Genomic DNA, 22,161 nt, shown 5'->3' on the forward strand with positions numbered 1-22,161 from the left:
ACAGTGCCTCCGGCAGGTATTAGTGTATTGTATTATTGATACACTACATTAGTTGTTCTCTGTTGAGTTTCCTGACATTGCCTGCTCCTGCTTTTTGATCATCTGGCGAACCATCTCACCACCTACTGAACCTGCCTGGGCAGAAGTTAAGTTACCGTTATAACCATTTTTTAATGGAACACCAAGTTCGCTTGCAACTTCCATCTTGAATTTGTCCATGCTTTCCTTTGCCTGTGGTACTTCCATTCTTGAACTCTGATTACTGTTTGCCATATCTTTTTCCTCCTTTTTTAGGTGATGTACTCTCGAAATTCTCAGTTCAGAAGATTGCGGGAGTACATAGTGTCCGAAAGATTTGATTTTCTATCCTCTATTTCACAAACAGAAATTGATACCTTTCGGGTGTCAGATAAGATTTATTTCTTATCTTGATAGTAGTATGTCCGTAGAAAATAAAAATATGTTGGTAGATTTTGGTCAAAAGGTTGTTTTTTTCTCAAAATGTGTTAATATATAAGTATCTAACTATTTTTTGCAGATTTTAAATGCAAATAAAAAGTTGCCGCCCATACGAAACGGTGACAATAAGAAAATGGAGGAACGATTATAATGAAACATATTCAGACAATCAATAAGGCAAACTTAAGTGCAACAGCAAAAAAAGGCGGATGTGGTAAATGTCAGGCATCTTGTCAGTCAGCTTGCAAGACTTCATGCACAGTAGGAAATCAGAAATGTGCAAATGAGGATAACAGATAATTGACCGAGCTTAAGGCGAGGAAAGTTTCTTGATTTTTTAGTTAAGAAAAGATTTATCTGACTTGGATATTTCCTGACTGAAAGTCGGGAAGATGGATATTTAGAGAGTGATAAAAGATAATGATGGCTGTTACGGGATTTCGTAGCAGCCATTCACTTTGAGAAACGGAGTAAATAATGATTCATAAGTTTAAAGCAAAAGATGTAAATATTTTATTAGATGTAAACAGTGGCGGAGTTCATGTTATAGATGACATAACATATGATATGCTTGATTATGTTGAGCCGCCTTTTGATGCGGAATGTCCAAAAGATGTGAAAGCAAAGCTTTCAGACAGATACTCGGCAGAAGATATAGAAGAAACTTACAAAGAGATAGTAGAGCTTTACAATGAAAAACTTCTCTTTTCGGATGATGTTTATGGTGATTTTGCAGAGACAAAAGTTGAATCACCTATCAAGGCAATGTGTCTGCATATAGCACATGACTGTAATCTCCGCTGCAAATACTGCTTTGCATCGACAGGTGATTTTGGAACGGGAAGAAAACTTATGCCTTTCAGTGTAGGAAAACAGGCGATAGATTTTCTTCTTGAAAAGTCAGTCGGCAGAGAAAATCTTGAACTTGATTTCTTTGGCGGAGAACCTTTGATGAACTGGGATGTTGTAAAGCAGATCGTAGAGTATGCAAGAAGCAAAGAGGAAGAATATGGCAAGAAATTCCGTTTTACGATTACGACAAACGGTATGCTTCTCGATGATGAAAAGATTGATTATATCAATAAAGAAATGTCAAATGTAGTTCTTTCTATCGATGGAAGAAAAGAAGTAAATGACAGAATGAGAGTAAAGGTTGACGGAACAGGCTGTTATGACCGTATTGTAAAGAATTATAAAAAGCTTGTAGAGAAGCGTGGTGATAAGGAATATTATGTCCGTGGAACATATACAAACTACAATCTCGATTTTTCAGAGGATGTAATACATCTTTATAAACAGGGTTTTGACCAGGTTTCGGTTGAGCCTGTTATGGAAGATGAGAGTGTTGAGTATGCGATTACCGAAAAAGACCTTGACAAGATTTATGAAGAATATGACAAGCTTGTTGATAAGATTGCAAATATAAAGAAAAACGGTGGATTTATTAATTTCTTCCACTTTATGATAGACCTTGACCAGGGACCTTGTGTAATAAAAAGACTTCGTGGATGCGGCAGTGGAAATGAGTATGTTGCGATTACACCTGATGGAGATATTTACCCTTGCCATCAGTTCGTTGGACATGAAGAATACAAGATGGGAAATCTTGAAGAGGGTACATTTAATACTGATATTAAGAAAGAGTTTGCAGGATGTCATGTATATTCAAAGCCATCGTGCCGTGACTGCTGGGCAAAATTCTATTGCAGCGGCGGATGTAATGCAAACAATTATATTTATAACGGCGATATTCACAAGGCATATGAGCTTTCATGCAAGATAATGAGAAAGCGACTCGAATGTGCCATACTTACTAAGGTTTGTGAACAGTTAGACAGGTAACAGTTCAGCCCCTCATTTATTACATTCGTAAACCTGCCAGCAAGCTGTCAGTCGCTGCTATGCAGCTTGTGTTTACTTCATTTCATAAATGAAAGGCTATTCCGCCCCAAAAAACAAGTCAATAATACATTGAGCAAGCTCATGTATTATTGACTTATCTTTTTGGGGGATGAACTGTTACTTAGAAAGTGCAAAATAAAATTTTTAGCTTTACAAGAAAAAAAAACTGTGTTATAGTATTAGCTGAAATGCAGTGATGGGGAATAGTAACTGTCAAACGGAATACAGAAAGCTGCTGGTTGATGCGAAGCAGTAGAAGTGACACAGTGAACTCACCTTTGAGCATCCGGTTGAACCGATAGATACGATTGATATATGATTTATCATATATTTGTATTTGTCAAAGTAGATTAGGACGGAAACCCACCGTTATAAGGGCAGGGTATTGATTTTTGATGTACCTGGTGAGAGCATGATTTTTCATGAATAAGAGTGGTACCGCGTGGATAATTTTTGATATATCCTCGTCTCTATGTATAAGATATATAGAGGCGAGTTTTTTTATTGTATAGGAAAATGTTCGTAAAGTAGTGTGACACCATAAGCAAAACGCTGGTTTTGCTCTTTTTAACTACGGTGGAGATTTGTAAATGATATATCCGGCACACAAAAAACAATTAAGATTTCAAATAGAGAAAGTGAGGAAACAAAATGAAAGGTTTTGAAAAGTATCAGAAAAGTTATTTTATGCCACCTGTTGACTGTTATGACTGGGTGAAGAAAGATTCAATCGAGGAGGCACCTATCTGGTGCAGCGTCGATCTCCGTGATGGAAATCAGGCACTTATCGAGCCTATGAGCCTTGAGCAGAAAGTCGAATTTTTTAAGATGCTTGTAAAAATCGGATTTAAGGAGATTGAGGTAGGATTTCCGGCAGCATCGGAGACAGAGTATAAATTCCTTAGAACGCTTATCGAGAGAAAACTCATCCCTGATGATGTTACTGTTCAGGTACTTACACAGGCGAGAGAGCATATCATAAAAAAGACATTTGAAGCTATTGACGGAGCACCAAATGCAATTGTTCATGTATATAATTCTACATCTGTCGCACAGAGAGAGCAGGTATTTAAAAAGTCAAAAGAGCAGATAAAGCAGATAGCTGTTGCTGGTGCAAAACTTCTCAAAGAACTTGCAAAGGATGTAAAAGGAAATATCCGTTTTGAGTACAGTCCTGAGAGTTTCCACGGAACAGAAGTTGAGTATGCGGTTGAGGTTTGCAATGCCGTTCTTGATGTATGGCAGCCAAAGGCAGATGCAAAAGCGATAATAAATATACCTACTACGGTAGAAAATGCAATGCCTCATGTATTTGCAAGTCAGGCAGAGTATGTCAGCAAAAACCTCAAATACAGAGAAAATGTTGTTTTATCACTTCACCCTCACAATGACCGTGGAACAGGTGTTGCTACTGCCGAACTCGGTGTGCTTGCAGGTGCAGACCGTATCGAGGGTACGCTTTTTGGAAACGGTGAGAGAACAGGAAATATGGATATAGTTACAATGGCTATGAACCTTCATTCACATGGTGTTGATTCAAAACTTGATTTCAGCAATATGCAGGAAATAAAAGATACATACGAGAGACTTACACAGATGGAAGTATCAATGCGCCAGCCATATGCAGGAGAACTTGTATTTACTGCATTTTCAGGTTCACATCAGGATGCTATCTCAAAGGGAATGTCATACCGTGAGGAGAGAAATGAGAAGTATTGGACAGTTCCATATCTTCCAATCGACCCTAAAGATGTTGGAAGAACTTACGATTCAGATGTTATCCGTATAAACAGCCAGTCAGGAAAGGGTGGAGTTGCATATGTTCTCAAGCAGAACTTTGGACTTATGATTCCTGATAAGATGCGTGAGGAAGTCGGCTATCTTATGAAGGGTGTGTCAGACCATGCACACGCAGAGCTTAGTCCTGATGATATGCTCGAGATATTCCGCAAGAATTATAAAAATATCGACAAGAAATTTGATATACCGGAGTGTCACTTTACACAGGTTGAGGGTGGAATCAAGGCAGAAGTTACGATAGAAGAAAACGGTCAGAAACAGATTGTCGAGGCACTTGGAAACGGTCGTTTAAATGCCGTAAGTAAAGCAATCCGTAAACATTATGACATAGTTTACCATCTCGCTGAATATGAGGAGCACTCACTTTCAAGAAATTCAAACGCACAGGCAATGTGTTATGTCGGAATAACAGATGAGAACGACAATCTCACATGGGGTGTTGGAACAGATGAAGACATAATCAAGGCATCAATTCATGCACTTGTAAATGCCGTAAACAAGAAATTCTTTCAGTAGAATTTTGCTTTAAAGCTATCAAAGAAAGCCTCCACTTCTATTGCGTAGAGCAATAGAAGTGAGGGGCTTTCTTTTTAAAAGTTATACATTAAGATATTTAAGAATAAATTCAGGAATATTTTTTTCGTCTGTATTAAGTACATAAGAAAACTCCTGATATACTCTTTTTTCAGCCTCTTTTAAGATTTTGGAATCGGTAGCAGAAAATTTCTTTCCGGCGGTCTCGACCTCTTTCTTTCTCATATGAAGCTTTGCTATAAGTGCGACTATATCTTTAGTGTCGCCATTATAAATAATATGCATAAAAGCATCTTTCCTAAGTGTTGAGTTGTCTATCCATTCTATGCTTTCGACTGACACTGATTTTATAAGCTCTATAATCTCATCCTTAGTCGGCATTTTCTGAAGAACTATCTTGTCACTGTCAACTGGGACAAAAAGAGTAGATTTAATCTTTGCATACAGTGGATGCATAACATAATATGTACGCTTTTTAGAGCCGTCAAACCGTTCGCTGCGAACATCATCAATCTCACATACTCCCTCAGAAGGATGGAGAACAACATTTCCGGTTTCAAACATAATTTACCTCTATTTCTGTACTGTGAGTGTTAAACCCGCGGGTGTGTTCGGATGGAACAAATTTATTTGTCCTATCCTCACTTTACCTTCGTGGGAATAAATAGAATTGAAATCACAGTGCAAATTCCAATCCTAAAACAACGAAAATATTAAGTTGTTTGTTTAAGTGCTTATACATATATTTTAACAGAAAATGAAATTTTTTGTAAGTGTTAAAAAAAATTAATACCCGCTTATGTACCGCTATGCAGTTCTTTGAGTGGGAGTGTACCAAAGAACTGTATAATATCTTCATTTATGGTGTTTGTGCAACACTTGTAAACATCAAAATAGTGTTATAAAATGCAATAATATATGTTGACACCCGTTTGAGGACTAACATATAATAGAAAAGAAATAGTTGCAAGTCGCATCATAGATGTGAAAGGCAATGGAAAAGTGATTATAAAATTGATACGGAAAATTTATGTTTATTTTAAGGAGGAATTATTAAATGAATTTTGGTTACTTCGATGAAGAAAACAGAGAATATGTCATTACAAAGCCAAATACACCGGCTCCGTGGTGTAACTATCTTGGTTCGCCGGAATATGGTGCAATCATTTCAAACAATGCAGGAGGATACAGCTTCGTAAAGAGTGGAGCAAACGGTCGTATTCTTCGTTATCACTTTAACAGTGACGATACACCGGGTCGTTATATCTATCTCAGGGATGATGAAAACGGTGATTACTGGTCTGCTTCATGGCAGCCGGTTGGAAAAGACCTCAATGAGTACAAGAGTGAGGTTCACCACGGAACGGCTTATACAAAGATGTTCGCTGAGTATGCAGGTATCAAGTCAGAAGCTATGTATTATGTACCTCTTAATAAAGTATATGAAGTATGGTGTGTAAAGGTTACAAACAATTCAGACAAGCCTAGAAAGATTTCGGTATTCGGATATGCTGAGCTTTCAAATGATGATAACTACAATCAGGATCAGGTAAATCTCCAGTACACATTATGTACGACAAACACAAGTTTCAGAAAAAATAAGATTTATCAGCAGATAAACCTTAACTGGTATAAAGGTCCTGACGGAAGCAACGGAAAAGAGAGATTTTTCGGTCTTGCAGGACAGCCTGTTACATCTTACAACGGAGATAAAGAAGCGTTTATCGGCCTTTATCATGACTATGGCAATCCAATAGCCGTTGAAAGAGGAAAATGTGACGGAGTATGCAATTACAACGAAAACAGCTGTGGTGCATTACATACTGCACTTGAGATAGCACCGGGCGAGACAAAGACACTTGCCTTTATTTTAGGAAGACATAAAGAGTCAGTTGCAGATGAGATAATCGCTTCATATGAAGATGTATCAGTATGCGACAAAGAAATCGAAGAATTAAAGAAATACTGGCATTCAAAACTTGAAAACTTCAAGGTAAACACACCAAGCCAGGCATTCAACAGCATGGTAAATACATGGAATGCATACCAGTGTTTCCTTACATTTACATGGTCGAGAGCAGCATCATTCGTTTACTGTGGAGAGCGTAACGGATATGGTTATCGTGATACTGTTCAGGATATTCAGGGTGTTATCCATACAGATCCTGATGCGGCTCTTGAAAAGATTAGATTTATGCTTTCAGCTCAGGTAAACAATGGTGGCGGACTTCCACTTGTCCGTTTCGATCATGATGAGCGTGCAGGACATGAGGGAACTCCTGATGATCCGGATTATGTAAGAGAGACAGGACATCCCGCTTATCGTGCAGACGATGCACTCTGGCTTTTCCCTACAGTTTACAAATATGTATCAGAGACGGGAAATCTTGCATTTATGGATGAGGAGATAACATGGTCAAATGTTGAGGAGAAAGCAAGTGTTTATGAGCACTTAAAGAGAGCTATAGACTTCTCAATGAATCATCTCGGACCTCACGGACTTCCGGCAGGACTCCATGCAGACTGGAACGACTGCTTAAGACTCGGAAAGAACGGAGAGTCATCATTTGTTGCAATGCAGCTTTACTATGCATTCACCATCATGCGTAAATTTGCTGAGAAAAAGAATGATACTGAGTATATCGCTTATCTTGACAAGACACAGAAAGACATTGGAGAAAAAATTAACAAACTCTGGTGGGAGGATGACCGTTTTAACCGTGGATTCAAAGAGACAGGAGAGCTTATCGGTTCAAAGAAAGACCCAGAGGCAAGTATGTGGTTAAATCCTCAGACATGGTCAGTAATCTCAGGACTTGCAACAAGAGAGCAGGCTGACAAGGCTATGGCATCAGTTGACAGAGAACTCAACACAGCTTACGGTGCAAAGATAATGGCTCCTTCATATGTAGACCATTACTTTGACGGTGCACTTGCAGGACTTTTTCCACCATCAACAAAAGAAAACGGTGGTATCTTCTCTCAGACACAGGGATGGCTTATACTTGCAGAAGCACTTTTAGGAAATGGTAATGAAGCGTTCAAGTATTTTGAGGAAAGCTCACCATCATCACAGAATGATAAGGCAGAAGTCCGTAAACTTGAGCCATATGTGCACGGACAGTACACAGAAGGTGACGAAAGCCCATTCCACGGCCGTTCACATGTTCACTGGCTTACAGGAACAGCATCAACCTGTATGGTAGGATGCGTAGAGGGTATCTGCGGAATGCGTCCTGACCTTGACGGACTCCGCGTAGCACCTACAGTACCGTCAGACTGGAAAGAATTCTCATTTGAGAAAAACTTCCGCGGAAAGAAAGTTATCATTAAGGTAGAAAATAAGGACGGAGCACAGAGCGGATTTAAAGAGTTCTACATCAACGGCGAGAAACAGGATGACAACTACATCCCTGCTGATAAGCTCACAGATGTAACAGAAGTTAAGATGGTAATGTAATCAAAATAATTGACTTAATTTTTCAGATGTGATATAGTAAGTTCTCGTATAACAGACAGTTCATTAGTACCATCCTGTCTATAAATAAAACTAGGGCTGTATTTAATTAGATATTATTGGACTATTGCTCGCACAAATTTTATATGAGCGGGTAGCGAAGTGGATTGCGAATATCCTTGACTTAGAGTGCAAAAGACCGATTTGTAAAAGCGGTCAGAAAATATAGTATCATTAAAGACAGACAGTTTTATGTCTGTCTTTTTTCATAATAAAAAATATTATTTTGCGAGAGGAGAAAAAATGTATTATCTTACAGTAGAAAACAGTTTTGACTCAGCACATTTTTTACACGGCTACGATGGCAAATGTTCAAATCTGCACGGACACCGCTGGAGAGTAGTCGTAGATGTTGCCAGTGAGGAACTTATTGCCGAGGGGCAGCAGAGAGGAATGTGCGTTGATTTTGGTGATTTAAAGAAAGATGTAAAAGAAATTACAGATTTTTATGACCACGCATTTATTGTTGAGGAGGGAACTCTTAATGAAAAAACAGTTGAAGCACTTAACGAAGAAAATTTCAGGCTGATTTTTGTAAAATTTCGTCCGACAGCCGAAAACTTTTCAAAGTTCTTTTTTGAGGAAGTAAAAAAGAAAGGTTACAATGTAAGTAAAGTGTGCGTGTATGAGACACCAAATAATTGTGCCGCATATTCGGAATAAATTCAAAGGTTTACCGTTCATATCGCATATGTGAACAGTAAAAACAGATAAGTATGGAAACAGGAGGACAAGCGATGAGTTTTAAAGTCGTTGAGATTTTTGAGAGTATAAACGGTGAGGGCATGAGAGCCGGTGAACTCGCAGTATTTGTGCGTATGAAAGGCTGCAATCTCTCATGCAATTATTGTGATACGATGTGGGCAAATAAGCCTGATTGTGAATTTGAGGATATGACAGCAGAGCAGATTGTTGACAGAGTAAAAAAATCAGGCATAAAAAATGTGACATTGACAGGCGGCGAGCCGCTTTTACAGAAAGATGCGGACAAACTGCTTGAAGCATTTTCAAGTGAAAAGGATATGAGAGTTGAGATTGAGACAAATGGAAGTATTGACTTAAAGCCGTTTCTTAAATTTGAAAATGTAAGTTTTACAATGGATTATAAACTTCCTGAGAGTGACATGGAAAAATATATGAATACAGATAATTTCAAAATTCTCAGAAAGAAAGATACTTTAAAATTTGTTGCATCTTCTGTAAATGATTTAAAGAAAGCAAAAGAAATTATTGAGAAATATGAACTGATAGGAAAAGTAAATATAATATTCAGTCCGGTTTTCGGAAAGATAGAATTGACGGACATAGTTGATTTTCTGAAAGACAATAAACTTAATGATGTGCGTATGCAGCTTCAGATGCATAAGTTTATATGGGACCCGGAAGAGAGGGGAGTATGAAAGGAGGAAATATGATAGACACGGATGCGATTAAGGAGCATATCAGGGGGATTCTTGTGGCTCTCGGTGATGACCCTGACAGAGAGGGGTTAAAGGAAACACCTGACAGAGTGGCAAGAATGTATGAGGAAGTCTTTGAGGGCATGAATTATACAAATCATGAGATTGCCAAGATGTTTAATAAAACATTTAATGAAGATGCGGGTACGGCAAAGGGCAGTGATGATATGGTTATAGTGAGAGATATAGATATATTCAGTTATTGCGAACATCATCTTGCACTTATGTATGATATGAAAGTGACGGTTGCATATCTTCCTAAAGGAAAAGTTATCGGTCTTAGCAAGATTGCAAGGATTGCCGATATGGTCGGAAAGAGATTGCAGCTTCAGGAGAGAATAGGTTCAGACATAGCTGAGATTTTAAAAGAAATCTTAGATACTGAGGATGTAGCAGTTATAATAGAGGGAACACATAGCTGTATGACTGCAAGAGGAATAAAGAAAAATCAGGCAACAACAAAGACTTATAATCTTAGCGGCAGATTTAAAGATGATGTGTGTCTTAATATGAGATTATAGTCTGAAAAAACCATATGCGCAAGTTTTTCAAACTTGAAAATTGCAAAGGATATACACGCCAGTTTTTCAATTACTTAGTGTATATATAGTGTTATTTTGTAACAAAATGCTCAGAAAAGAGAATGTCAGAAAAATTATATATGTAAGTTTTAGATGCAAAATATATTACAACAGGAGGATTTCAATGAAAGCATTAGTTTTATTTAGTGGTGGTGTTGATTCAACAACCTGTCTCGGAATGGCAATCGACAAATATGGCAAGGATAATGTTATTGCATTGTCTATATCGTATGGACAGAAACATACAAAGGAGATTGAGGCATCAAACAAGATTGTGGAATATTACGGAGTTGAGCATATATCACTCGACCTTGAAAAGATATTTGAGTATAGTGACTGCTCACTTTTATCACATTCAGATGTGGACATACCAAAAGAGTCGTATGCAAAACAGCTTGAAAAGACGGACGGAAAGCCGGTGTCAACATATGTGCCTTTTAGAAACGGACTATTTTTGTCAACGGCGGCAAGTATCGCATTATCAAAGGATTGCGGAGTTATTTATTATGGTGCTCATGCTGATGATGCAGCAGGCAACGCATATCCTGACTGCTCAGAAAGTTTTAATAATGCAATAAATGATGCTATTTATATAGGAAGCGGAAACCAGCTTAGAGTTGAAGCTCCCTTTGTAAAGCTGACAAAAGCGGAAGTTGTAAAGATAGGACTCGAACTTAAGGTGCCATACAAATATACATGGAGCTGCTATGAGGGCGGAGACAAGCCTTGCGGAATATGCGGAACCTGTATAGACAGGGCAGAAGCTTTCAGGCTTAACGGAGTGAAAGACCCGGCATTGGAAAATTAAAAAATGGAGGATTGGAAATGAGTACAAGAGAACAGGAAGAAAGTATTACACTTTTGGGAAATCAGGGAACTAAATATCCGGATGATTATGCTCCGGAGGTTCTAGAGTCGTTTGAAAACAAGCATCCGGGAAATGATTATTATGTTAAATTTAACTGCTCGGAGTTTACAAGTCTTTGTCCGATTACGGGACAGCCTGATTTCGCAAAGATTAAGATTGCATATATACCTGACAAGAGAATGGTTGAGAGCAAATCGCTTAAGCTTTATCTTTTCAGTTTTAGAAATCACGGGGATTTCCATGAGGATTGTATGAATATCATTATGAAAGATTTAATAAAACTTATGCAGCCAAAATATATCGAAGTGATGGGTGAATTTACACCGCGTGGAGGAATTGCGATAGACCCATATTGTAACTATGGAATGCCTGGTACAAAATGGGAGAAGCTTGCAGAGGACAGATTGTTTAATCATGATATGAACGCAGGCAGCAGAATATAATAAATAAAAGGCTGAACTGTTACATCAAGGGAATGTCCGCTTGAAAAAAAGTACTTCACAAACAGCAAAAAGAGTGGTATAATATCTATTGTTGTTTGTGAGGTAAGATTGATAAACAGTTATGACGGTGTGTGGCTCAGCTTGGTAGAGCGTTGCGTTCGGGACGCAAAGGTCGCAGGTTCAAATCCTGTCACACCGACTATTGACCGGGTGAAAGTAAGTTAAAAGCCGGGGGGAGAAATATTTTCTAAATAAAAGTTAAAATATACTTGTTTTTGGAAAGAGCAGATAAAAATAGATATAGTTTATAATATGTCCCTGATATTTCAAAGTTGAGATATGAGGGTATTTTTATTATTGTTAATTTACAGACTTATAAATAAAAAGATTAGATAATTGCGAAACTAACTATATGTTGTGTCAATTGCACAGATATAACAAATAATATCGTCGGCACGCTTTCGCTATGTTGTCGTTCGTAGCAGTACATAAATCAGCAAAAAACGCTGATTAAGTGCTGACGACGACAAAAATGCCGACTAACACTATTTGTTATATCTGCGCAATTTAATCAAGATTTATGATAGTTTCGCAATTACCTAATAAAAAGATAAAAGACAGGAGAGAAAAATTGACTGAAAATGTAAAATTATATCAGGCAGCAGCAAGTGATATAGAAGAAATAACAGGTCTTTATGAGCAGGCAAAAGGCTCAAAGTTCTGCACATGGGATGAGCATTATCCAAATACGGAGATAACATGGGGAGACTTAGAAAGAGATGCATTGTTCTGCATGAAAACAGAAACGGGAGAAATAGTCGGAGCTATATCAATAGACGATGACAAAGAAGTAGAAAATCTAAAATGCTGGAGTAAAACATTAAAACCGTCAGTAGAAATAGCCAGACTTGTAGTAAAAACAGAGTGGCAGAATAAAAAGATAGCACCGAAGATGTTAAAAGAACTCCTGAAAATAATAGCGGACAGAGGGATAAAAGGTGCTCATTACCTCGTAGACAAAAATCACAAAAGAGCACTTGCCGCCTACAAAAGTCTAAACTTTATAAAAGTCGGAGAAAGCACGCTCTATGATGGAAACTGGTGGTGTTATGAGAGAAAAATATAAATAACATATTATAAAATACAATATTATTAATAAAAATTGATATATTTACAATAGTCAGCCAAGAATATGTTTATAATTCTGATTGAAGGGCGTTAGAAATGCATCGGTATTTAGCGGTCGTATTGTGACCGCTTATGTACCGCTATGCAGTTCTCCGAGCGAAAGCGTCCCTGAACATAAAATTATAAACATATTCTTGGCGTCAGTTGTCAGTATAAAAACTTATTGATAATTTTTTATCACGGTGTTATACTATTCAAGGCTCTGAAACGAAAGGTTAGTCCTGACGCAAAGGCATGAAAAACAAATTATAGATTGTAAAGTAAAAGTGGCATATACATCACTGTTTGGACTTATTGTGGTATTACCGGTATATTTAAGATTGAAAATATTTATCGAAAATAATTGTCGAATGGTTATATGATGCTGAATTTACTGTGTTTATAAATAAAAAGTCATGTCTTAACGGGATATGGCTTTTTTAAATTTAGAAAGAGTGGTATTATTTATGGAAACCAGGATAGCGATACTTGGAATAATCGTTGAAAATATGGACAGTGTTTCTGAGGTAAACGAACTTTTACATGAGTACAATAAGTATATTATCGGGAGGATGGGAATGCCTTACCGTGAAAAAAATGTGTCGGTGATAAGTATTGTCATGGATGCACCAAACAATGTGATAAGTGCGGTTTCAGGAAAACTCGGAATGTTAGACGGTGTCAGTGCCAAAGCGGTTTATTCCAAAAAATAAAAGGAGAAAAAAACATGAGTTACAATCCAAAATCAATGCACGCAGAGGAATTTATAGACGATGCGGAAATATTAGAATGTATAGACTATGCAAAGAAAAACAAGAGCAATAGGGAAGTTGTAGATGCGATTCTTGAAAAGGCAAAACTCGCAAAGGGAATTTCACACAAAGAGGCTGCAGTCCTTATGGAGTGTGATATACCTGAGTGTAATGAGCAGATGAAACAGATAGCCATTGATATTAAAGAAAAGTTTTATGGCAGAAGAATAGTTATGTTTGCACCGCTTTATCTCTCAAACTATTGTGTAAACGGATGTGTATATTGTCCTTATCATGCTAAAAATAAGCATATTGCGAGAAAGAAACTTACACAGGAAGAAATAAGAAAAGAAGTTATAGCATTGCAGGATATGGGACATAAGCGTCTTGCACTTGAAGCAGGAGAAGATCCGGTCAACAATCCTCTGGAATATATCCTTGAAAGTATCAAGACGATTTACAGTATCAAGCACAAGAATGGTGCAATCCGCCGTGTAAATGTAAATATTGCGGCCACAACGGTTGAGGATTACGCAAAACTTAAAGAAGCAGGAATAGGAACATATATACTATTCCAGGAAACTTACAATAAAAAGGCTTATGAAGAACTTCATCCTACAGGTCCAAAACACAATTATGCATATCATACGGAAGCAATGGATAGAGCAATGGAGGGCGGAATTGATGATGTAGGTCTTGGAGTATTGTTTGGTCTTGAGACATATCTCTATGAACTTGTCGGAATAATCATGCACGCAGAGCATCTCGAAGCTGTTCATGGTGTAGGACCGCATACAATAAGCGTCCCAAGAATATGTCCTGCAGATGATATTGATACGGCAGATTTTTCAAATGCTGTTCCTGATGATATATTTGAAAAGATAGTTTCCGTTATAAGAATTGCAGTTCCTTATACGGGAATGATAGTATCTACAAGAGAGTCACAGAAAACAAGAGAAAAAGTTTTACACCTCGGTATTTCACAGATAAGCGGTGGTTCACGCACAAGCGTAGGCGGATATGTTGAACCTGTCAGAGATGAGACAACATCGCAGTTTGATGTAAGCGATACCCGTTCACTTGACGAGGTAGTAAACTGGCTTATCGGACTTGGTTATATTCCAAGTTTCTGTACGGCTTGTTATAGGGCAGGAAGAACAGGAGACAGATTTATGTCTCTGTTAAAGAGCGGTCAGATAGTAAACTGTTGTCAGCCAAATGCACTTATGACACTCAAGGAATATCTTGAAGATTATGCTTCAGAAGATACAAAGAAAAAGGGTGAGGCACTTATTGCCGAGGAGATACTCAAAGTTCCAAACGAAAATGTAAGAAACAAAGCTATGGAATATCTCAAAGAATTACATGATGGTAAGAGAGATTTCAGATTTTAAAACTATCAGGCATTTTTCTATAATATGATGTGAAAGCAATTAGTGTTATTGGCGGGTTGTGAAGCAAATTGACAATATTCGTCTGGCTTATATCAGAATTTGAGAGCATATTATTTTGATAAATCAGAAATGCAGATATCTGGGGAAAACTGGATAAATGAAAATAAGAGGTGTGGCAGATGCCATACCTCTTATTTTACAAGGAAACACATGAAAAATAAAAAACAAAAAAACAAATTATGTCAAACTCCAAAGGAGTTAAAAGCAATATAATTATTCTTCTTCAAATAATGAAGCAAGTTTTTCGATAGTTGAAGTAATTTCAACAACAGATTTTTCAATGTCACTATATATAGTTGCGGATTGAGAAGAAAGATCTCCCATACTCTTTGCAACTACTGCAAAACCAACACCGGCTTCACCGCTTCTTGCAGCTTCAATAGATGCGTTTAGTGAAAGCATCTTTTGCTTATTGGCAATAGAGTTAAGCGAACGAGTATTAGTATTAATCTTCTGAATAACATCAGTTGCGTGTTTAATCTCTTCGCTGAGTGTACTCAGTTTACCGCCGTTTGTATTCTTGAAATATTCAAGATTTACAACATGGTTTACAACTTGTTTTAAAAGTTCACAAGAAGAGTGAATCTGTTCTTCAGTTCTGATAGGAACCTTGCGAAGAGCTGTGATATATGAATCAGGATTTATGCCAAGTTCTACAGCTTTTTTTCTGAATTCTTCTTCATCAGGAGGAGAAGGAAGAACCTGTCCTCCTATAACAGAACCTACTTTCTCATCACCGACCATAATATCTATAGAGAAATCCATAAGACCTGAATGGCAGAAATATGTACCATGATTTTCATTGTCGCATTTAATGCAGCGTTTATTGCCAAGTTCAGAGCCTCTTGTGTATTTCATACAAAAATCGGTGAAATTGCTCCCCTCCGTAATATATTCACCATTATTATCAACCGCAATAGCTGCAAGACCGGTAGCATTTGAAAAGCTGTCTTGAATGTCCTGCAATTTTTGTAAGTCCATAAAATCTCTTATGTTCATAAAGCCTCCAATCTTTATTTAGCATATTAGTTAAATAAACATATCTATAAATTTTTTTCATAATAGTATTTATAAACTGTATTTTAAAATCATCCAAAAGAAAATGAACAAAAATAACATTAAAAAACAAAAATATAAATAAATTTATACATATTATATAACAAAATGAATAAAAAATCAATTATAAATATGTCATTTATAAGCAAATAGTAACAGTCCGGCATTTCATTTCTGATATGAGGGCAAAGCCCTCACGAGCACGCTCAGATGAAACAAATTTATTTGTTCCATCTGAGCGTTGCTTTCGCGTAAATAAACAAAAGCTGCATTGCGGCGACTGACAGCTTGCCGGCAGGTTTATAAATGTAAAAAATGAGAGCCTGAACTGTTATCAAAAAATAGCAGTTTTTATGCTGTAAACTTGCTTAAAACAGGCTTGTATGCTATACTCGATACAATGTAAAGAAAATTTTCATTTATATAAGGAAAGGATGGCAGCGTATGCTGTTATAGACATTATAAAAAGATGTCAGGTGATAAAATGGTAAAAGAGACAGATGTTGTCGTAGTAGGAACAGGAGCAGCAGGATTGTTTTGTGCACTTCATTTTCCGGAGGATACAAATGTGCTGGTTATTACAAAGGATGAGGCAGATAAGAGCGACTCATTTCTTGCACAGGGCGGTATGTGTATGCTCAGGGATGATGGTGATTTTGACGGATTTTTTGAAGATACTATGAAAGCAGGTCATTATGAGAATAACAAGGCTTCTGTTGAGGTCATGATACGTTCATCGCAAAAGATTGCAAAGGAACTTATCGGTTATGGTGTTGAATTTGAACATGACGGTGATAAGCTTGCATTTACAAGAGAGGGTGGACATAGAAGACCGAGGATACTTTACCATAAAGATGTGACGGGAAAAGAGATAACAAGCACTCTTTTAGACAATGCATTAAAAAGAAAAAATATTACGATAAAAGAACATATAAAGATGATGGATATTATATGTGATGAAAAGACAAATGAATGTTATGGTCTTATAGTGAAAAATGCGGATGGTGATATTGATGTTATCAAAGCAAAATATACGGTATTTGCCTGTGGTGGTCTTGGCGGTCTTTACAAACATTCGACAAACTTTAGGCATATAACAGGTGACGCACTCGCAATAGCACTTAAACATGGTATTGAGATGGAGCATATAGATTATATACAGATTCATCCGACTACATTATATTCTGAAAAACCGGGAAGAAGATTTCTTATATCAGAGTCGGTCAGAGGAGAGGGTGCAATACTTCTTGACAAAAATAAAAAGCGTTTCTGCGATGAGTTAAGACCGAGAGATATTGTTACGGCTGATATACACAGACAGATGGAAAAGGACGGTACACCATTTGTATGGCTTTCTATGGAGAGGATTCCTGAGGAGACTATCAGAAGTCATTTTCCAAATATCATGAAGCAGTGCCTTGAGGAGGGATATGACCCTACAAAAGAATGTATTCCGGTAGTGCCGGCACAGCATTACTTTATGGGTGGTATAAAAGTTAATCTTTCAAGCATGACAAGTATGGAAAGGCTTTATGCCGTCGGTGAGACATCGTGCAATGGTGTTCACGGAAAAAACAGACTTGCAAGTAACTCACTTCTAGAGTCAATGGTCTTTGCAGAGAGAGCAGCAGATGAGATTCAGGAAAAGATGAAAGCAGCAGATGAAAGCAGGTTTGCAAAAAAAGCAGACAGCAATATTTCAGATATAGATATGAGCATATATGATGACGACAAAAAGATAACCGCTGAATATAAAGAACTTGTTTTAAACGAGATAGATAAGGAGAAAAGCAGACATGAATGATCCTATTACATTAAAGTTAAATGCAGATAAATATATTATGATGGCACTTGAGGAAGACATTACGAGCGAAGATATTTCTACAAATTCGGTAATGCCTGAGTACCAGAAAGGTGAAGTGCAGCTTATATGCAAACAGGACGGTATAATTGCCGGACTTGGAGTATTTAAGAGAGTATTTGAACTTCTTGACGATACGGTAGAGTTTGAGATGAATGTGAAAGATGGCGATGAAGTTAAAAAAGGTCAGCTTATGGCTGTTGTCACAGGTGACATAAGAGCACTTCTTTCAGGAGAGAGAACGGCACTCAATTATCTTCAGAGAATGAGTGGTATCGCAACATACACAAACAGCATTGTAAAACTTCTTGCAGGAAGTAAGACAACGCTTCTCGACACGAGAAAGACAACACCTAATATGAGAATTTTTGAGAAATATGCCGTAAAAGTCGGAGGTGCTACAAACCACAGATACAATCTTTCAGATGCGGTTATGTTAAAAGATAATCATATCGGGGCAGCAGGAGGCATCACAGAAGCAGTTAAGAGAGCAAGAGCATATGTTTCGTTTGTAAACAAGATTGAAGTTGAGGTTGAAAATATTGATATGGCAAGAGAAGCTGCCGAGGCTGGAGCAGACATTATCATGCTTGACAATATGACACCTGAGCAGATGAAAGAAGCGATAAAAGTAATAGACGGCAGAGCACTTACAGAGTGTTCAGGAAATGTCACAAAGGAAAACATAAAGAATATAATCGATGTTGGAGTTGATTATGTATCAAGTGGAGCACTCACACATTCAGCTCCTATCATGGATATATCACTTAAAAATCTTCATGCGATATAATATGCAACAAGCTGGTACACTAATAGTATTATGAGCAAGCAGCAGAGCAGATTGTAAATATCATCACTCCATGCTTGATGATTTTATCGTTCACAAATTTGATGCATGAGAACAAGTTCTCTTCCCTTGTAAATTTGATGAAATTTTTCAACTAAATATATGAAAAAAGCAGGGCAGAATAAAGTTTTCTGCCTTGTTATTATAAGAAAACCATCAAAGATAACACCTGATGATAAAAGCATGACAATAAAGAAAGGCAAAAAGAGAAAGATAAGTTATGAACTTCCGCAGGGAAGTACAAGTTCAAAAATAACTTTCAGTTCAAGCAACAAAAAGATAGCAACTGTGTCATCAGCAGGAGTAGTAAAAGCAAAGAAGAAAGGAAAATACACGATAACACTAAGAACATTTAATGGAAAGAGTGCGAAAGTGAAAATAAAGGTGAAGTAGGAGAGAAAACTGTATTGCTAAAGATATAATCCAAGGGGGAAAATGCAAATACCCCTCTAATTTAAAAAAGAAAAAATATCATAACGACATATTTTGTCGAAGTTCTGTGATACAATATAGTCAAATAAAAAAAATAATTACAAGGGTGATAAAAGTTGGATAAGACAGATAAAAATACTCGAATTTTTAAAATTATATTATAATCTTATTACGGGAAGAACGGTAAGCAAAAATTCATTTTGCGTCGAGAACGGGATTACCGTAAAAAAGTTGCGGGCAAAATTGGAAGTGGAGTAAAGTCGATTGCAAGCAGAATTGGAGGATTATTTAGATAGGTATAGTGTGTATAGACAGCGCAAATCAATAAATTGGTTATGCGTTGTCTTTTTTGTAATTATCCACTGCATAAAAATGTGTCAATACACATAAAATAGTAATAGCTATTGATTAAATAAACACTGAATGATATAATATTATTACTAAAAAATGTGTCAATACACAAAAATAAGGAGCGAAGCTTATGGAGATTAAAAGAGATGCTTACCTTGAACAGTTAAAGATAAGAAAAGATAATGGGATGATAAAGATTGTCACAGGAATCAGGAGATGCGGAAAATCATTCCTGTTATTTGTATTGTTTAAGAAATATTTATTGGAGAGTGGTGTGGATAATGACCATATTATTGAGATTGCTTTAGATGGCATTGAAAATGAGGAGTTGAGAGATCCAAAGAAGTGTTACCGGCATATTAAAGATGCAATGAAAGATGAACGGAAGTATTATCTGCTTTTGGACGAAGTACAGTTTATGTCACGATTTGAGGAGGTGCTGAACAGCCTACTTCGTATCAGTAACATTGATGTGTATGTAACCGGAAGTAATTCTAAGTTTTTATCAAGTGATATTGTAACTGAATTTAGAGGCAGAGGAGATGAGATAAGAATATATCCGTTGTCCTTCGCAGAGTTCTATGCGGCTTTTGATGGGGATTATGATGATGCTTGGGAGGAATATATGATATATGGTGGTTTACCACAGGTGGTACAGTTCTCTGTAGAACGCCAAAAGGCTGAGTATCTAAAAAACATTTTCACAAATGTTTATATTAAGGATGTTGTAGAACGAAACAAGATTCAAAATATTGATGAGATTGGTACATTAGTAGATATTCTTGCTTCTGCGATAGGAGCTCCTACTAATCCAACTAAAATATCAAATACTTTTAAAAGTGAATGTGGTATCAATTACAGCAATAAGACAATATCTAACCATATAGATTATCTTGTGGAGGCATTTTTGATTTCTAAAGCTGACAGATATGATATTAAAGGCAGAAAATATGTGGGAGCACATCTGAAATACTATTTTACAGATGTTGGACTTAGAAATGCCAGATTGAATTTTAGACAACAGGAACCTACTCATATCATGGAAAATATTGTTTATAATGAGCTGCTTATCAGAGGCTATAATGTGGATGTTGGTATTGTAGAGGTATATGCAAAAAATTATGAAGGAAAAACAACCCGAAAGCAGTTTGAAGTTGATTTTGTAGCCAATCAGGGTAGTCAGAGGTATTATATTCAGGTGGCTTATGACATGACTTCTGAGGAAAAGCAGACGCAGGAATTTAATTCATTTAGAAATATTCCGGATTCGTTTAAAAAGATTGTGATAGTGAATGGAACGAAAAAACCTTGGAGAAATGAGGAAGGCTTTGTAATCATGGGAATGAAGTATTTTCTGCTTAATGCGGATAGTTTGGAGTTTTAATTTGAAAGAGGGGATAGTCTGTTAGGAGGTTTTTGTTTTATGACAGATGAAAAGAATATGGCTCCATTAGTTTCTATGCAACAAGAATTGTATGATATGCGGGAAATTGACAATCAAACGAAGAATGTATTTTATTATGATGAAAGTAATAATTGCAGAAAGTTTTGTGGTGATGGTAGTAAGCAACAGTTTAGTTTAATAAGGAAGAACTTGCTGCAAACCACCGTAAATAGCGGCAAGGCAACCTGTAGTTGACATATTGCAAAGCAGGTTTGGTTGAAAAATGGTGCTTAAAATGTCAAAATAAATACGAAAGGGGGAAGGAAGAATGTCTTTTTCTGACAAACTACAGAAATTAAGAAAGAAAAACGGTCTTTCACAGGAACAGCTTGCTGCACAATTGAATGTATCAAGACAAGCAATATCAAAGTGGGAACAGGGAACATTACCTGATATGAACAACATTATAAATGTAAGCAGATACTTTGATTGTTCGCTTGACTATCTTATCAATGAAAATGATGAAAGCAATAAACATGAGTATGATGAGAGTAAAAAGGAAGATGCAAAAGAACTGAATAATAAAAAGGATGGGATTAAAAATAAATATAAGAAATACTTTTTAGTATTAGTGAATATAATTCCGGCAGTAGCATTTATAGTTATTTACATACTATCAAAGATACATCCAAGTCCGATAGTAAGAACAACAGAAACGGGAGAAGCATATGTCGGAATAACAGGTTTTGTCGATTATCATAATCTGAGAGGTTTTATAACATTATTATATCTAATGTGGTTAATATCATTTATATGTATATTTATAATACCAATGATTAGAGAAAAGAAGCAAAATAGTGTGACTAAAAAAGAAATATTCAGATTAACAGGCAGCTTAATGATTATCCTGTTTTGGAGTTATGTGTATTATGAGATTGTTTATACAGTCTATTTTGCATTTAACCCGTCAGAAATAGTAATAGCAGTTCTGTATAATATAGCAGCATTATTTTTGGTGTATATCAGAGTTCCTCACAAACCTATCAATGAAAAAAAGCACACATAATATATTTTATAATAGATGTAATCAATGCAAAAAAAGCATATATGATCATATTTAATTATAATATATTCATATATGCTTAAAAACATTAAATAAAATCCTAAATTACTTCATAACCAGCAAGGAGAGCGATGTGATTTTCAGTGAATGGCGTTTGAAAAGCGCCAGTACTTAATGAGCGTATTATGCTCATAAGTCAATTTGTATTGACTTTATGTACTTGCTACTGA

At 36.6% G+C, this 22,161-nt stretch carries 21 protein-coding genes, 1 tRNA gene and 1 other annotated feature; of the genes, 19 read left to right on the forward strand and 3 right to left on the reverse strand.

The window, feature by feature from the left end:
- Positions 1-48 precede the first annotated feature (48 nt).
- Complete coding sequence (locus DW721_RS08285) at positions 49-273, reverse strand: alpha/beta-type small acid-soluble spore protein (RefSeq protein ID WP_022014702.1); 225 nt, start codon at positions 271-273, stop codon at positions 49-51.
- Between the two features lie 336 nt (positions 274-609).
- On the opposite strand from DW721_RS08285, the gene scfA reads away from it, so the two are divergent.
- The 3 genes from scfA to DW721_RS08300 all read left to right on the forward strand — a co-directional run bounded on the left by scfA (position 610) and on the right by DW721_RS08300 (position 4,677).
- Entirely contained in the window at positions 610-759 is a 150-nt protein-coding gene (scfA, locus tag DW721_RS08290; protein WP_022014701.1) for a six-cysteine ranthipeptide SCIFF, read from the forward strand.
- Between the two features lie 177 nt (positions 760-936).
- On the forward strand, positions 937-2,301 hold the full coding sequence (scfB, locus tag DW721_RS08295) for a thioether cross-link-forming SCIFF peptide maturase (protein WP_118745457.1): 1,365 nt from the start codon (positions 937-939) through the stop codon (positions 2,299-2,301).
- A 244-nt stretch (positions 2,302-2,545) separates the two neighbouring features.
- Positions 2,546-2,836: a binding site (T-box leader), on the forward strand.
- Positions 2,837-3,012: 176 nt separating this feature from the next.
- Complete coding sequence (locus DW721_RS08300) at positions 3,013-4,677, forward strand: 2-isopropylmalate synthase (protein WP_022014699.1); 1,665 nt, start codon at positions 3,013-3,015, stop codon at positions 4,675-4,677.
- Positions 4,678-4,758: 81 nt separating this feature from the next.
- On the opposite strand, the gene DW721_RS08305 is transcribed toward DW721_RS08300, so the two are convergent.
- The gene (locus tag DW721_RS08305) at positions 4,759-5,259 is read right to left on the reverse strand and encodes a CarD family transcriptional regulator (protein WP_055941092.1); all 501 of its coding nucleotides are present in this window, start codon (positions 5,257-5,259) and stop codon (positions 4,759-4,761) included.
- Between the two features lie 493 nt (positions 5,260-5,752).
- Between DW721_RS08305 and DW721_RS08310 the strand changes: the two genes are divergently transcribed.
- From DW721_RS08310 to hydG, 10 genes are all read left to right on the forward strand, one after another.
- Positions 5,753-8,155 carry a glycosyl hydrolase family 65 protein gene (locus DW721_RS08310; RefSeq protein WP_022014697.1) on the forward strand — a complete coding sequence of 801 codons (2,403 nt, stop codon included), beginning with the start codon at positions 5,753-5,755 and terminating at the stop codon, positions 8,153-8,155.
- Between the two features lie 300 nt (positions 8,156-8,455).
- On the forward strand, positions 8,456-8,875 hold the full coding sequence (gene queD / locus DW721_RS08315; RefSeq protein ID WP_118745458.1) for a 6-carboxytetrahydropterin synthase QueD: 420 nt from the start codon (positions 8,456-8,458) through the stop codon (positions 8,873-8,875).
- A 74-nt stretch (positions 8,876-8,949) separates the two neighbouring features.
- Positions 8,950-9,612 (forward strand): putative 7-carboxy-7-deazaguanine synthase QueE, encoded by a 663-nt coding sequence (gene queE / locus DW721_RS08320; RefSeq protein ID WP_118745459.1) that lies wholly within the window; start codon positions 8,950-8,952, stop codon positions 9,610-9,612.
- An 11-nt stretch (positions 9,613-9,623) separates the two neighbouring features.
- The gene (folE, locus tag DW721_RS08325; RefSeq protein ID WP_022013073.1) at positions 9,624-10,193 is read left to right on the forward strand and encodes a GTP cyclohydrolase I FolE; all 570 of its coding nucleotides are present in this window, start codon (positions 9,624-9,626) and stop codon (positions 10,191-10,193) included.
- Between the two features lie 184 nt (positions 10,194-10,377).
- Positions 10,378-11,061, forward strand: coding sequence for a 7-cyano-7-deazaguanine synthase QueC (gene queC / locus DW721_RS08330; RefSeq protein WP_118745460.1), 684 nt, complete (start codon positions 10,378-10,380; stop codon positions 11,059-11,061).
- Between the two features lie 17 nt (positions 11,062-11,078).
- Positions 11,079-11,564 carry a preQ(1) synthase gene (gene queF, locus DW721_RS08335; protein WP_022013075.1) on the forward strand — a complete coding sequence of 162 codons (486 nt, stop codon included), beginning with the start codon at positions 11,079-11,081 and terminating at the stop codon, positions 11,562-11,564.
- Positions 11,565-11,689: 125 nt separating this feature from the next.
- Positions 11,690-11,763 (forward strand) — tRNA-Pro (locus tag DW721_RS08340).
- A 432-nt stretch (positions 11,764-12,195) separates the two neighbouring features.
- On the forward strand, positions 12,196-12,690 hold the full coding sequence (locus DW721_RS08345) for a GNAT family N-acetyltransferase (RefSeq protein WP_182436272.1): 495 nt from the start codon (positions 12,196-12,198) through the stop codon (positions 12,688-12,690).
- Positions 12,691-13,198: 508 nt separating this feature from the next.
- Positions 13,199-13,444 carry a TM1266 family iron-only hydrogenase system putative regulator gene (locus DW721_RS08350; RefSeq protein WP_022013503.1) on the forward strand — a complete coding sequence of 82 codons (246 nt, stop codon included), beginning with the start codon at positions 13,199-13,201 and terminating at the stop codon, positions 13,442-13,444.
- 14 nt (positions 13,445-13,458) lie between these two features.
- A complete protein-coding gene (hydG, locus tag DW721_RS08355; protein ID WP_055941104.1) occupies positions 13,459-14,877 on the forward strand; it encodes a [FeFe] hydrogenase H-cluster radical SAM maturase HydG in 1,419 nt (472 codons plus the stop codon).
- A gap of 273 nt (positions 14,878-15,150) precedes the next feature.
- On the opposite strand, the gene DW721_RS08360 is transcribed toward hydG, so the two are convergent.
- The gene (locus DW721_RS08360; RefSeq protein WP_118745462.1) at positions 15,151-15,936 is read right to left on the reverse strand and encodes a PocR ligand-binding domain-containing protein; all 786 of its coding nucleotides are present in this window, start codon (positions 15,934-15,936) and stop codon (positions 15,151-15,153) included.
- 541 nt (positions 15,937-16,477) lie between these two features.
- Here DW721_RS08360 and DW721_RS08365 point away from each other — a divergent pair.
- The 6 genes from DW721_RS08365 to DW721_RS08390 all read left to right on the forward strand — a co-directional run bounded on the left by DW721_RS08365 (position 16,478) and on the right by DW721_RS08390 (position 21,934).
- Positions 16,478-17,797 carry an L-aspartate oxidase gene (locus DW721_RS08365; RefSeq protein WP_118745476.1) on the forward strand — a complete coding sequence of 440 codons (1,320 nt, stop codon included), beginning with the start codon at positions 16,478-16,480 and terminating at the stop codon, positions 17,795-17,797.
- On the forward strand, positions 17,790-18,644 hold the full coding sequence (nadC, locus tag DW721_RS08370; protein ID WP_055941108.1) for a carboxylating nicotinate-nucleotide diphosphorylase: 855 nt from the start codon (positions 17,790-17,792) through the stop codon (positions 18,642-18,644). The genes DW721_RS08365 and nadC overlap by 8 nt, the downstream gene beginning before the upstream one ends.
- A 159-nt stretch (positions 18,645-18,803) precedes the next feature.
- Positions 18,804-19,094, forward strand: a complete 291-nt coding sequence (locus DW721_RS08375) for an Ig-like domain-containing protein (RefSeq protein ID WP_118745463.1) — start codon at positions 18,804-18,806, stop codon at positions 19,092-19,094.
- Positions 19,095-19,614: 520 nt separating this feature from the next.
- Entirely contained in the window at positions 19,615-20,868 is a 1,254-nt protein-coding gene (locus tag DW721_RS08380; RefSeq protein WP_118745464.1) for an ATP-binding protein, read from the forward strand.
- Between the two features lie 39 nt (positions 20,869-20,907).
- Positions 20,908-21,123: a hypothetical protein gene (locus DW721_RS08385; RefSeq protein ID WP_118745465.1), complete on the forward strand. Its 216-nt coding sequence runs from the start codon at positions 20,908-20,910 to the stop codon at positions 21,121-21,123.
- 73 nt (positions 21,124-21,196) lie between these two features.
- Positions 21,197-21,934 (forward strand): helix-turn-helix domain-containing protein, encoded by a 738-nt coding sequence (locus DW721_RS08390; RefSeq protein WP_022013328.1) that lies wholly within the window; start codon positions 21,197-21,199, stop codon positions 21,932-21,934.
- Positions 21,935-22,161 lie beyond the last annotated feature (227 nt).

Origin of the sequence: Clostridium sp. AM27-31LB (genome assembly GCF_003480745.1) — a bacterium.
Classification (GTDB): Bacteria; Bacillota; Clostridia; order Lachnospirales; family Lachnospiraceae; genus Butyribacter; species Butyribacter intestini.